This window comes from Pseudomonas sp. (assembly GCF_026224925.1).
Taxonomy (GTDB): domain Bacteria; phylum Pseudomonadota; class Gammaproteobacteria; order Pseudomonadales; family Pseudomonadaceae; genus Aquipseudomonas.
Window position 1 is genome coordinate 1 of the sequence record NZ_JAMFRV010000446.1, and the last position, 12233, is coordinate 12233.

Annotated in this window: 11 protein-coding genes and 1 tRNA gene; all 12 read left to right on the plus strand. The window is 54.9% G+C overall.

From position 1 onward, the window contains the following. Positions 1 to 245 precede the first annotated feature (245 nt). The 12 genes from M0974_RS19315 to M0974_RS19370 all read left to right on the plus strand — a co-directional run bounded on the left by M0974_RS19315 (position 246) and on the right by M0974_RS19370 (position 11958). Positions 246 to 1973 carry a tetratricopeptide repeat protein gene (locus tag M0974_RS19315; protein WP_297840308.1) on the plus strand — a complete coding sequence of 576 codons (1728 nt, stop codon included), beginning with the start codon at positions 246 to 248 and terminating at the stop codon, positions 1971 to 1973. Positions 1974 to 1977: 4 nt separating this feature from the next. After that, positions 1978 to 2595 carry a lipoprotein insertase outer membrane protein LolB gene (gene lolB / locus M0974_RS19320; protein WP_297840310.1) on the plus strand — a complete coding sequence of 206 codons (618 nt, stop codon included), beginning with the start codon at positions 1978 to 1980 and terminating at the stop codon, positions 2593 to 2595. Positions 2596 to 2597: 2 nt separating this feature from the next. Further along, the gene (ispE, locus tag M0974_RS19325; protein ID WP_297840313.1) at positions 2598 to 3449 is read left to right on the plus strand and encodes a 4-(cytidine 5'-diphospho)-2-C-methyl-D-erythritol kinase; all 852 of its coding nucleotides are present in this window, start codon (positions 2598 to 2600) and stop codon (positions 3447 to 3449) included. A gap of 35 nt (positions 3450 to 3484) precedes the next feature. Next, positions 3485 to 3559 (plus strand) — tRNA-Gln (locus M0974_RS19330). A 46-nt stretch (positions 3560 to 3605) separates the two neighbouring features. Then, positions 3606 to 4547 carry a ribose-phosphate pyrophosphokinase gene (locus M0974_RS19335; protein ID WP_297840316.1) on the plus strand — a complete coding sequence of 314 codons (942 nt, stop codon included), beginning with the start codon at positions 3606 to 3608 and terminating at the stop codon, positions 4545 to 4547. Positions 4548 to 4684: 137 nt separating this feature from the next. Further along, positions 4685 to 5278 carry a 50S ribosomal protein L25/general stress protein Ctc gene (locus M0974_RS19340; RefSeq protein ID WP_297840319.1) on the plus strand — a complete coding sequence of 198 codons (594 nt, stop codon included), beginning with the start codon at positions 4685 to 4687 and terminating at the stop codon, positions 5276 to 5278. 36 nt (positions 5279 to 5314) lie between these two features. Beyond that, complete coding sequence (gene pth / locus M0974_RS19345; protein WP_297840321.1) at positions 5315 to 5899, plus strand: aminoacyl-tRNA hydrolase; 585 nt, start codon at positions 5315 to 5317, stop codon at positions 5897 to 5899. A 21-nt stretch (positions 5900 to 5920) separates the two neighbouring features. Next, positions 5921 to 7021, plus strand: a complete 1101-nt coding sequence (ychF, locus tag M0974_RS19350; RefSeq protein WP_297840324.1) for a redox-regulated ATPase YchF — start codon at positions 5921 to 5923, stop codon at positions 7019 to 7021. 196 nt (positions 7022 to 7217) lie between these two features. Then, a complete protein-coding gene (locus tag M0974_RS19355; protein WP_297840327.1) occupies positions 7218 to 8492 on the plus strand; it encodes a tyrosine-type recombinase/integrase in 1275 nt (424 codons plus the stop codon). Positions 8493 to 8588: 96 nt separating this feature from the next. After that, a complete protein-coding gene (locus M0974_RS19360) occupies positions 8589 to 8828 on the plus strand; it encodes a hypothetical protein (protein ID WP_297840330.1) in 240 nt (79 codons plus the stop codon). 377 nt (positions 8829 to 9205) lie between these two features. Continuing rightward, a complete protein-coding gene (locus tag M0974_RS19365; protein WP_297840332.1) occupies positions 9206 to 9415 on the plus strand; it encodes a helix-turn-helix domain-containing protein in 210 nt (69 codons plus the stop codon). Positions 9416 to 9891: 476 nt separating this feature from the next. Continuing rightward, positions 9892 to 11958 carry an AAA family ATPase gene (locus M0974_RS19370; protein ID WP_297840334.1) on the plus strand — a complete coding sequence of 689 codons (2067 nt, stop codon included), beginning with the start codon at positions 9892 to 9894 and terminating at the stop codon, positions 11956 to 11958. Positions 11959 to 12233: the final 275 nt, after the last annotated feature.

A 12233-nucleotide genomic window follows, 5' to 3' on the forward strand; every position in this document is an offset into this window, starting at 1 on the left:
AGTGCAAGGAAGGCCATTCAAGGTCGCTGATGGTGACGTGAAGCCGGCAATTGTCCTACTTCGCCTGATTCAGAACAACCACCGCAAACTATTGTCCTAATAGCGCTACTCATTTGAGACCCGTTGCGTGGGGTATTTTTACCCACAGCAACGCTGGGCTGAGTAGTTTTCGCACGGGCTGTGGGTTTGCTCCAAGGCTTGTGTCATGATGATCTGACCGCAGGTAAGTCGTCCTTCCCCTATATATGAATAGATCCTCCGCGTTATTTCTCGCCTTTGTCTTTTTGAACGGCTGCCAGGCTCTGGCTCCCGTTTCTCCTGGAGCTACCGCTCCAGCAGTAGACACGACACCCGCGCCTGCCGCCAAACCGCAGGTCTATAGCTCATTCTCTCAAGACACGGTTGTCAGTCTGTTAACGGCGGAGCTGGCTGGCCAGCGCAACCGCTTCGACATTGCACTGGATAACTACGTCACCCAGGCCGTGAACACTCAGGACCCGGGGATTTCCGAGCGAGCATTCCGTATTGCCGAGTACTTGGGCGCCGATCAGGCAGCACTCGATACCTCGCTGATCTGGGCGAAAAACGACCCGACCAACCTGGAAGCTCAGCGCGCCGCAGCGATCCAACTGGCACGTTCCGGTCGCTATGACGAGTCCATGGTGTACATGGAAAAAGTGCTGCAGGGTCAGGGCGACACACATTTTGACTTCCTGGCATTGTCTGCCGCAGAAACCGATGCGGATACCCGCAACGGCCTGCTGAAAAGCTTCGATCGTCTGCTCACGAAATACCCGAAGAATGGCCAGCTCATCTTCGGAAAAGCCCTGTTACTCCAGCAAAATGGCGATGCCAAAGGGGCTTTGACCTTGCTGGAAGATAACCCGCCGAATGACGGCGAGGTCGCTCCAATCCTGCTGCGCGCCCGTATCCTGCAAGGGATGGACCGTGGCAAGGAAGCGATGCCGATCCTGGAAAAAAGCATCAAAAAATACCCTGACGACAAACGCCTGCGCCTGACTTATGCGCGGATGTTGGTTGAACAGAACCGCATGGACGACGCCAAGGTTGAGTTTTCCAGCCTGGTTCAGCAATTTCCGGACGACGACGAACTGCGTTATTCGTTAGCGCTGGTTTGCCTTGAGGCCAAAGCCTGGGACGAAGCGGTCGGTTATCTGGATGACCTGATCGCTCGCGGCAGCCACGTAGATTCGGCGCACTTGAACCTCGGTCGAGTGGCTGAAGAACGCGGCGATCCGGACAAGGCCCTCGCTGAATATTCTCAGGTCGGCCCCGGCAACGACTATTTGCCTGCGCAGCTGCGTCAGGCCGACATTCTGATGAGCCATGGCCGTACCGCCGAAGCCTCTAAGCTTCTGGCCTCGGCCCGTGATACACAGCCTGATTACGCTATTCAGCTGTATTTGATCGAAGCCGAGACGCTGGAAAACAACAAACAGGTGGATCGTGCCTGGCAAGTTCTGGAGCAGGCGCTGAAGCAATACCCTGATGACCTGAACCTGCTTTACACCCGAGCAATGTTGGCGGAGAAACGCAACGATCTGGTGCAGATGGAAAAAGATCTGCGCGCAATCCTCAAGCGTGAACCCGACAACGCCATGGCGCTGAACGCCTTGGGTTACACGCTCTCAGACCGTACGACGCGTTATGCCGAAGCCAAAGAGCTGATCGAACGAGCGCACCTTCTGAACCCGGAAGACCCTGCGGTTCTCGACAGCCTTGGCTGGGTGAATTACCGCTTGGGCAACCTTGACGAGGCTGAACGCTTGCTGCGCTTGGCGCTGGCACGCTTCCCTGACCACGAAGTCGCCGCTCACCTGGGCGAAGTATTGTGGGCCAAGGGCAACCAACGCGAAGCCCGCAAAGTTTGGAGCAAAGCCCTTGAACAGCAACCAGACAGCCCAATTCTGCGCAGCACTCTGCGGCGCCTGACCGGATCCGAGACTCTTTAAATTTATGTTTTTGCGCCACGTTATCGTTTTCAGCTTAATCGCCCTGCTCGCCGGTTGCGCCGGTTTTAATAACCGCGAAGCCGTGCAGGGCCAAGGCAACGCCGCGCAATGGCGCGACCACAAAACCCAACTGAGCAGCCTCGATGGCTGGCAAATCAGCGGCAAAGTGGGCATTCGTGCACCTAAAGACTCGGGTAGCGGCACGCTGTTCTGGCTGCAACGACAGGACTACTACGATATTCGCCTCTCAGGCCCTCTGGGACGCGGCGCAGCGCGCCTGACCGGTCGCCCCGGCGCTGTGACACTGGAAGTTGCCAATCAGGGCCGCTTCGAAGCTGCCAACCCCGAAGACCTGCTGCAGGCGCAGTTAGGTTGGAAGTTGCCGGTCTCGCATTTGGTCTGGTGGGTGCGCGGCCTCCCCGCCCCCGACAGCAAAAGCAAGTTGACCCTCGATGGCGATAGCCGCCTTGCCAGCCTGGAGCAAGACAACTGGCAGATCGAATACCTGAGTTATTCGGAGCAAAACGGCTATTGGCTGCCAGACCGCATCAAACTGCACGGGCAAGACCTCGACGTCACGCTGGTGATCAAGGACTGGCAACCACGCAAATTGGGGCAATAACCATGGCTGCTGACCGTTTGACGCTGCCGGCGCCCGCCAAGCTCAACTTAATGCTGCATATTCTTGGGCGCCGCGCTGACGGCTATCACGAGCTGCAGACGCTGTTTCAATTTCTCGATTACGGCGATGAACTCAGCTTTGCACTGCGCGATGACGGAGAAATACGCCTTCAGACCGAGATCGCCGATGTCCCCCACGACAGTAATTTGATCGTCAAGGCCGCCCGCGCACTGCAAAAACAGTCCGGCTGTAGCCTCGGTGTAGATATCTGGTTGGAAAAACGTTTACCCATGGGCGGTGGTATTGGCGGCGGAAGCTCCGATGCAGCGACAACTTTATGGGGGCTTAATCATCTTTGGAAACTGGCCTGGGACGAAGACCGCCTAGCCGCTCTAGGCCTGACTTTAGGCGCTGACGTGCCGGTTTTCGTCCGTGGACACGCTGCTTTTGCTGAAGGCGTCGGAGAAATATTAACCCCTGTAAACCCCGAAGAGCCTTGGTATCTGGTGCTTGTACCGCAAGTATCTGTAAGTACAGCAGAAATTTTTTCAGATCCGCTGTTGACACGTGACACTCCTCCCATTAAAGTGCGCCCCGTTCTCGAGGGAAACAGTCGTAATGACTGTCAACCGGTTGTAGAGAGGCGTTACCCAGCTGTTCGTAACGCTTTGAATTTGTTAGGCAATTTTGCCGAAGCAAAATTAACCGGAACTGGAAGTTGTGTGTTTGGGGCCTTCCCAAACAAAGCTGAAGCTGATAAAGTCTCGGCCCTTCTTACAGAGACCCTTACAGGGTTTGTAGCAAAGGGAAGCAACGTTTCGATGTTGCATCGCAAGCTGCAAGAGCTGTTCTAAGAACTGAGTGCTCGGCACTCAGGTGAATCAATTACAGGGGCGTCGCCAAGCGGTAAGGCAGCAGGTTTTGATCCTGCCATGCGTTGGTTCGAATCCAGCCGCCCCTGCCATTTTCTATACTCATCCAGGTATACCCTCAGCCGGCAGGTAGTGCGCGTGTCCAAGATGATGGTCTTTACGGGGAACGCCAACCCCGATCTAGCTCGACGTGTAGTACGTCAGCTACATATCCCACTAGGTGATATCTCCGTCGGTAAATTTTCCGATGGCGAAATCAGCGCTGAGATTAACGAAAACGTCCGCGGTAAAGACGTCTTCATTATCCAGCCAACTTGTGCCCCAACGAACGATAACCTGATGGAACTGGTAGTGATGGCTGATGCCTTCCGCCGCTCCTCTGCTTCTCGTATCACTGCGGTAATCCCATACTTTGGTTATGCCCGTCAGGATCGCCGTCCGCGTTCCGCACGTGTAGCTATCAGCGCGAAAGTCGTTGCTGACATGCTTACCGTGGTCGGGATCGATCGTGTTCTCACGGTCGATCTGCATGCTGACCAGATTCAGGGCTTCTTCGATATTCCGGTAGATAACATCTACGGCTCCCCAGTTTTGGTGGATGACATTGAAGACCAACGCTTCGAAAACTTGATGATCGTTTCCCCGGACATTGGCGGCGTCGTGCGTGCACGTGCTGTTGCCAAATCCTTGGGCGTCGATCTCGGGATCATCGACAAGCGTCGTGAGAAAGCTAATCACTCTGAAGTGATGCATATCATCGGCGATGTTGAAGGGCGTACCTGTATTCTGGTCGATGACATGGTCGATACCGCCGGCACTTTGTGCCACGCGGCCAAGGCCCTGAAAGAGCATGGCGCTTCCAAGGTCTTTGCCTACTGCACACATCCTGTGCTGTCGGGTCGGGCTATCGAGAACATTGAAAATTCCATGCTGGACGAACTGGTGGTGACTAACACCATCCCGTTGTCCGCTGCTGCACAAGCCTGTTCACGTATCCGCCAGTTGGATATTGCACCGGTAGTCGCCGAGGCGGTTCGCCGCATCAGCAACGAAGAATCGATCAGCGCGATGTTCCGCTAAGGGCTCCGCCCTACGCTGCATCTCGTTGTCGAAAAGCGCCCCGCCCCAACCTTTTGTTGGGGCGGGGCTTTTTTGCCCATATCGCCTTAGCGCCGGTCGCAAACGCTGGGCGAATGTGGTTATTTTGGAGAAACACCATGAATGAATTTACTCTGAATGCTGAACTGCGTACTGACTTGGGGAAAGGTGCGAGCCGCCGCCTTCGTCGTCTCGCTAGCCTGGTTCCAGCTGTAGTTTACGGTGGCAAAAACGCCCCTGAATCCATCAGCATGACCGCTAAAGAAGTTGCCAAACTGCTCGAAAACGAAGCTGCTTTCAGCCACGTTATCGAACTGAACGTTGGCGGCAACAAGCAGAACGTCGTTATCAAGGCACTGCAACGTCACCCAGCTAAAGGCCACGTGCTGCACGCTGACTTCGTACGTGTAATCGCTGGTCAGAAACTGACCGCTCACGTACCTGTGCACTTCATCAATGAAGAAGCACCGATCAAGAAAGGCGGCGAAATCTCGCACGTTATTTCTGAAGTTGAAGTGACCTGCCTGCCGAAAGATCTGCCTGAGTTCATCGAAGTTGACTTGGCTGATGCCGAAGTTGGCGTGATTGTTCACTTGTCAGACCTGAAAGCACCTAAAGGTGTTGAGTTCGTAGCACTGGCGCACGGTAACGACCTGGCAGTAGCCAACGTTCACGCTCCACGTGTAGCACCTACTGAAGACGCAGCCGAGTAATTACTTGGTAACGTCGTCCAAGGAAGAGCCCCTGTCGTGACTGCCATACAACTGATCGTTGGCCTGGGAAATCCAGGCGCCGAATACGAACAGACCCGGCATAACGCGGGGGCTTTTTTTGTTGAGCGTATCGCTGCGGCACAAGGCATCAATCTTGTCGCTGAGCGCAAATTTTTTGGCCTGACCGGTCGCTTCAGCCACCTCGGTCAGGACGTTCGTCTGCTGATTCCCACCACGTTCATGAACCGCAGCGGTCAATCCGTCGCGGCGCTTGCCGGTTTCTATCGCATCCCGGTAGACGCCATACTGGTGGCGCATGATGAACTTGATCTGCCACCCGGCGTTGCCAAGCTCAAGCAAGGCGGCGGCCATGGCGGTCATAACGGGCTGCGCGACATCATTGCGCAACTTGGCAATCAGAATACATTTCACCGTCTGCGGCTTGGCATTGGCCACCCGGGTGATGCCAGCAAGGTCTCCGGCTTTGTCCTGGGTCGAGCGCCTCGCGCCGAACAGGAAAAACTGGACGCCAGTATCGATTTTGCCCTCGGCGTGCTGCCGGATATCTTCGCCGGTGAATGGAACCGCGCGATGAAAAACCTGCACAGCCAGAAGGCCTGACTAACTCCGAGGGGAAACATCATGGGATTCAATTGCGGCATCGTCGGCCTACCTAACGTCGGCAAGTCCACCCTGTTCAACGCCCTGACCAAGTCTGGTATTGCGGCAGAGAACTTTCCCTTCTGCACCATCGAACCGAACACCGGTATCGTGCCGATGCCTGATGCGCGTCTAGACGCCTTGGCAGCCATCGTCAAACCAAAGCGTATCTTGCCGACCACCATGGAGTTCGTCGACATCGCCGGCCTCGTGGCAGGCGCCTCGAAAGGTGAAGGTCTGGGCAACAAGTTCCTCGCCAACATCCGCGAAACCGATGCCATCGCTCACGTGGTCCGCTGCTTCGAAGACGAGAACGTGATTCACGTCTCCAACAGCGTCGACCCGAAACGCGACATCGAAATCATCGACCTTGAATTGATCTTCGCCGACCTCGACAGCTGCGAAAAGCAACTGCAGAAAGTTGCGCGTAACGCCAAAGGTGGTGACAAGGACGCGGTCGTTCAAAAAGGCCTGTTGGAACAACTTATCGCTCACTTCTCCGAAGGCAAGCCAGCGCGCAGCCTGATGAAGAACATGAGTGCCGATGAAAAGGCAGCCGTTCGTGGCTTCCATTTGTTGACCACCAAACCGGTCATGTACATCGCTAACGTTGCCGAAGACGGTTTCGAAAACAACCCGCATCTCGACGTGGTTCGCGCCATCGCCGAAGAAGAAGGCGCGATCGTGGTTCCGGTCTGCAACAAGATCGAAGCAGAAATTGCCGAGCTTGATGACGGCGAAGAGAAAGACATGTTCCTCGAAGCCCTGGGCCTTGAAGAGCCAGGCCTGAACCGCGTTATCCGCGCCGGTTACGAGATGCTGCACCTGCAGACCTACTTCACCGCTGGCGTTGAAGAAGTGCGTGCATGGACCGTTCGTGTTGGCGCCACTGGCCCACAAGCCGCAGGCGTGATCCACACCGACTTCGAAAAAGGCTTCATCCGCGCCGAAGTTATCGCGTACAACGACTTCATCCAGTTCAAGGGCGAAGCCGGCGCGAAAGAAGCGGGTAAATGGCGTCTGGAAGGTAAGGAATACATTGTCAAAGACGGCGATGTGATGCATTTCCGTTTTAACGTGTAAATCAGAACTGCTATTCCCCGACACATCCAGACACATGCAAACCCTTGATAAGCCCCGCTAAATGCGGGGTTTGTCGTTTCTGGATGTGTCGCGCTGTCCATTGTCGGCTCAAATGAAACCGGGTACGCTACCGGGTATGAGGTTTTGACCGGGTACGAAAATACCGGGTACGACCAAAAACCCGGAGAACCGCACCATGCTTAACGATACCCAGTGCCGCGCTGCCAAGCCTAAGGACAAGCCCTACAAGCTATCCGATGGCAAAGGGCTTCACCTCGAAGTAAAACCTAACGGGGTGAAGGCATGGCGGTATCGCTTTGAGCTTCGGGAGGGCGATACCACTAGGGAGAGCATGTTCGCTATAGGCGAATACTGCATTGCGCCTGCCGGGGAGAGTGCCGAAGAAACGAAGGCGAGGAAGGCTGGGCGGCGGTTCACGCTGGCAGAAGCACGGGACGAACGTATCAAGGCCCGCGCATTGGTCAAGCAAGGGATTAACCCAGCCCAAAGTCGCCAACTGGAACGCATCAAGCTGGAACAGGAAAACGCCACGACCTTTGAAGCGGTAGCCCGTGAATGGTTAGCCCTTCGGGATTGGGCGGAAATCACTAAGGCCAAGCGGCTGAATATGCTCACCCGTGTTGTCTTCCCCAAGATTGGCCTACTGCCGGTGCGAGGGATCACCCCCGCGCATATCCTGGACGTACTCAACACCTCAGCAAAGAAAAACGGACTGACCGTAGCAGCCGAGGCCAAGCGCACCATGTCCAAGGTATTCGAGTTAGCGATCTCGACCCTACGCACAGAGGCCGACCCGGTTCATCCTGTCAGAAACGCCATTCCAAAGAACAAGACCCAACACAAGCGCCCCCTTTCTTCCGACGAAATAGGTCAACTGCTGCGGGACGTTGGCGGCCATGGCGGAAGGCACGAAACGATGGCGGCATTCAACCTAATGTGGCTAACCCTTTGCCGACCAAGTGAGGCGGTGGACGCTGAGTGGTCTGAATTCGACCTGGACGCCGGGATATGGTCCATCCCCTCGGGCAGGATGAAGAAGCGCAAGGAACACGTACTACCCCTCCCGACACAGGCCGTTGAATTACTGCAGGGCATCCACGGCATTACCGGGCGGCATGTCCACGTTTTCCCTGGACGTGATGACAAGGAAAAGTCCATGGACGTGGCGTCATTTCGGCAAATGCTCAAGGTGCTGAACTGGGCAGGAAGGTACAGCCCACACGCCACACGGACAACCGGCAGCACACGCCTGAACGAGATGGGTTTTTCGTCTGACTGGATTGAGCGCCAACTTGCACACGAGGAACCGAACAAGGTCCGCAGCACTTACAACCATGCCAAACACATGGATGACCGGGCAACGATGATGCAGCAATGGGCTGACATGCTTGACGCCTGGAACGTGAACGAGGGGAGCAACGTAGTACCGATAAAGAGAACCGCAGCCTAACGGCATCAGGCAAACCGGGCAAGGAAGGGGCTGCCACCCCTCCCCCACCCTAACCATAACCATAACCATAACCATAACGTAAACAACGATTACATCATGGCTGACAATCATTCTAGCAAGCTGTCACAACACCCAGAAGTTGAGGCAATCGCCAACAGGCTACAAGCAATCGCGGCGCAGTTGGCCGGATTCAAGCCGACACTTGATACCGCCATTGAGGATGTACCAGCGGCAATCGGTAACACGCTCGTGTTGTTGGGCGGGATGGCCGACCACATGAATAATGAAATTTCTGTGCTGGCAGAACGACTTAGCCTAATTGGTGGCACGGTTTAACCGAGTCAGTAATTATTCTTTAAATTCAATCACTTGACCCGTCATGGACAGTGGGGGTACATTCCTACCCGTATTGAACAAGTCACCCGTGGTTTCAGCAGAGTGCGTCTGAAACTAATGCAGCGTGACTTGAATCGCTCGATATTTTTAAGTATCGAGATATGGAAATCGCATAACTCCCTACGTGTCACACCACGTTCCAGCGCGGTAGGGTAAACGGTTCTCTAGCAACACGTTGAACCAGCATAGGGCTGAGCAGGTGTGAATTAATTAAATGTTCCTGAGTTCAGGATTTATTTAGTTAGTTCACCTGCTAGTCAACTGCATTCATACCGAATTCATATGGCAGGTGAGCTATTCCTATTAGGAGAGCCACCATGACCACGAATACCCAAGGCAAGCGACTTGCCTACCCCGTCAACGAAGCCGTTCACCTTCTAGGCACATCCCGCAGCTCCCTCTATCGCCTCGTCAAGCAAGGGCATTTGCAGCTTGTGAAGTTGGGCGCTCGCCGCAGTGCCATTACCCGCGATTCCATCCTGAAATTTGCAGAGTCCCTGAAAATTCCTGTCCCGGCTGACATGTGAGGGGATGACCGTGAACAAAAAAAAACGGTACCACTCCAAAAAGCAGCACCGAATCAAATACACACACGCCGATGGTACAGGCCGCCAGCCAGGCGGGGCAACGCGTGCACAGTTTACCGACCCACAAAACTCTTCCCCCAACGGGCATGATACTTCGGGCTTGTCCTACATTGGTGTGACGCCCCTCGCCTCGTGGCTGGAGAAACTGACCGGCTCAGGTAACGTCGAGGGAGCCGCCCGAAGAGTACGACAGTCCGTCTTAGACGGCCTGACGGTTCGGCTTTGGGTCGGCAAGAAGCGGTTATTGACAATGCTAGAGCCCGTGCATGGATCCGGGGGGCTGATGTTGCACGCCTGGACACAGACATATAACCCACGCGGGCGAACTGCGGCGCAATCGACAACACCCCTCGCACACCCTTCGCCGGACCATATCGACAGCCTGCAAGCCTCATGGACGCCATCACGGGGGAAATATGACTACCACTAAGTCCGTGACTACCGCGCCAGTCGAGAGACGCCGACAGCTAACTAAGGAATGCCGTGAAAACTTTCATCCTGCCAACATTCCTGCTGAGTTAAAGACTCATCGGCGTTGGGTTGTATGGGGGTGGGGAAAGCCGAAAGGGAACGGGAAACTTCATAAGCCGCCCTACTACCCAACGACGGGAAAGCCGCGAGCCTCGGCGGATGACCCAAGTGACGCCGACAACCTTGGAACGTTTGACGAAGCGATTGCAGCATTCAACTCCAACAAGGACTACGCCGGTATCGGGATTGCGATTAGCTCGAGTCTTGGACTCGTTGCGCTCGACTTTGATAACGTCGTTGAATCAGGAGACATTGCTGGCGATGTGTCGCAACTTGTTGACCTGACATATGCTGAGTTTTCCCCAAGCCAAAAGGGTATCCGGGCATTTTACAAAGGCGAGGCCGAACACTTACAGGGGAAACCCCTCGAGATATTCACCAAGAAGGGATATGTAACCGTCACTGGGCATGTGCTCAAAAACACTTTCGGCGATGATGATTTTGACGGCAGGTTGCCCACACTTGAATCCGAGTTACGCCACCGACTTGAACGTATGGCCGGTTCGAGGGGGGATGCAAAGGCTACCGACGATGACGATTTTTTAGCGAATACCGACAACAATTCCCCCGAGACTCCCGAGGAAATCGACAGGCTGAAATCAGCACTAAAAGCAATTCCGGCCGACTGTGCCTACGAGGAATGGGTGAAAACCCTTTTCGCCATCAAGACGACCGGATGGGATTGCGCCAGGGATATTGCTGAGGAATGGTCAAAGACCGAGCCCGATCAATTCAATGAGGACGACTTTAAAAGCGCTTGGCGAAGCGGAAAGGACACGCCAGGAGGTGTGACCGTTGCGTATGTATTTGGGCGTGCCCAAGAGAACGGATGGGAAAACCCCCGCAAGCGCCATACCGATATTGACGCACTTGTAGCCGCGATGACCCCGCAGCTTATTGGGGAGTACGGATCGAAGCCGCCCTATCGATGGCTAATCAAACGCCTACTGCCAAGACTTGGTATATCGATGATCTACGGTGACAGCACTGCGGGGAAAACCTTCGTTGCCATTGACATGGCTATGGCTATTGCACGAGGGGTTCCTACCTGGTGCGGGCGCAAAGTAGCACAGGGCAAGGTCGTATTCGTAGCCGCCGAAGACGCCGCTGGGGTTGAACTGCGGTATCACGCCTACCTGAAAAATGCAGGAATTCGGGAAAGCGATCTAGACAGACAGTTCACTGTTATTTGTCAGGCTCCAAACTTGCTTGATGACAACCACGTGTTGGCGCTTATCAAGGGCATTAGACAGGCAGACCTAATCATCGTGGACACCCTCGCATCCGTGATGCCGGGGGGCGACGAGAACACCAGCCAAGGCATGGGCATGCTTATCAGTAGCGCGCAACGCATAGCCATGGAGACAGGCAGCGTCGTTCTACTGATTCACCATTCGGGCAAGAATCAGGCGGCAGGCCCACGGGGCTGGTCAGGTTCGAGGGGGGGCGTTGATGCTCTGTTCTGCATCACCCAAGATAAGGATGGCAAAACAAGGCTAATCGAGGCCGCGAAAATCAAAAACGGTGTGCAGGGGGAAAAATTCGCCTTCATGTTGCAGCAAGTTGACCTTGGCCTAGATGATGACGGAGAGGTCGAATCTAGTTGTGTTGTTGCGTTCCTTGATTCAGTTCCAGCCACAGTGCGCGAGGAACGAGTGCCTAGGGGGGTGAATCTTGAGGCAGTATACAAGATCATTAAAGAGCACACGGCACTCAAGGAATCTGAGTTTGTCCGGTTGGGGGTTGATGCTTTGCCAAGAGGTGACGGCCCGAAGGATAAGCGCCGCGATGTCGTCCGCAGAGCAATCACAGGCCTGAAGAACAAAAACTTTATCGAAAAGGGTACTGACGGTTTGTACAGGCTGTCCAAAACGTACTACCCGAAGCCTGCTATCGATGACGGGGATGAGCCGTTTGATGATCTGACTGTGCACGAGGGGGATGATCTTTAACCTAATCTCCCACAAATCCCACACGCTCCCACAAGCGGCAATTTGTGGTTTGTGGTAAATCGACAAATCCGATACCACAAACCCCACACAACCCTATATAGGGTGTGGGGGGTGTGGGAATGTGGGAATACTTTTTAAACAACACCCCCCTCGTACAGCATTGCGTCTGTAGGTCAGGAATACCCGGCATCCTTGCAGCGCCTAGGCACTTCACAACGGTGCTATGGCAGATTCGGGCGAATCTCGGCTTGAGGGGTTCAGCGCCCCCGCCCACC

Bases quoted from the DNA above. Each gene is read 5' to 3' on its own strand.
- M0974_RS19315 (WP_297840308.1), top strand. From the start codon at position 246: ATGAATAGATCCTCCGCGTTATTTCTCGCCTTTGTCTTTTTGAACGGC.
- lolB (WP_297840310.1), top strand. From the start codon at position 1,978: ATGTTTTTGCGCCACGTTATCGTTTTCAGCTTAATCGCCCTGCTCGCC.
- ispE (WP_297840313.1), top strand. From the start codon at position 2,598: ATGGCTGCTGACCGTTTGACGCTGCCGGCGCCCGCCAAGCTCAACTTA.
- M0974_RS19340 (WP_297840319.1), top strand. From the start codon at position 4,685: ATGAATGAATTTACTCTGAATGCTGAACTGCGTACTGACTTGGGGAAA.
- ychF (WP_297840324.1), top strand. From the start codon at position 5,921: ATGGGATTCAATTGCGGCATCGTCGGCCTACCTAACGTCGGCAAGTCC.
- M0974_RS19355 (WP_297840327.1), top strand. From the start codon at position 7,218: ATGCTTAACGATACCCAGTGCCGCGCTGCCAAGCCTAAGGACAAGCCC.
- M0974_RS19360 (WP_297840330.1), top strand. From the start codon at position 8,589: ATGGCTGACAATCATTCTAGCAAGCTGTCACAACACCCAGAAGTTGAG.
- M0974_RS19365 (WP_297840332.1), top strand. From the start codon at position 9,206: ATGACCACGAATACCCAAGGCAAGCGACTTGCCTACCCCGTCAACGAA.
- M0974_RS19370 (WP_297840334.1), top strand. From the start codon at position 9,892: ATGACTACCACTAAGTCCGTGACTACCGCGCCAGTCGAGAGACGCCGA.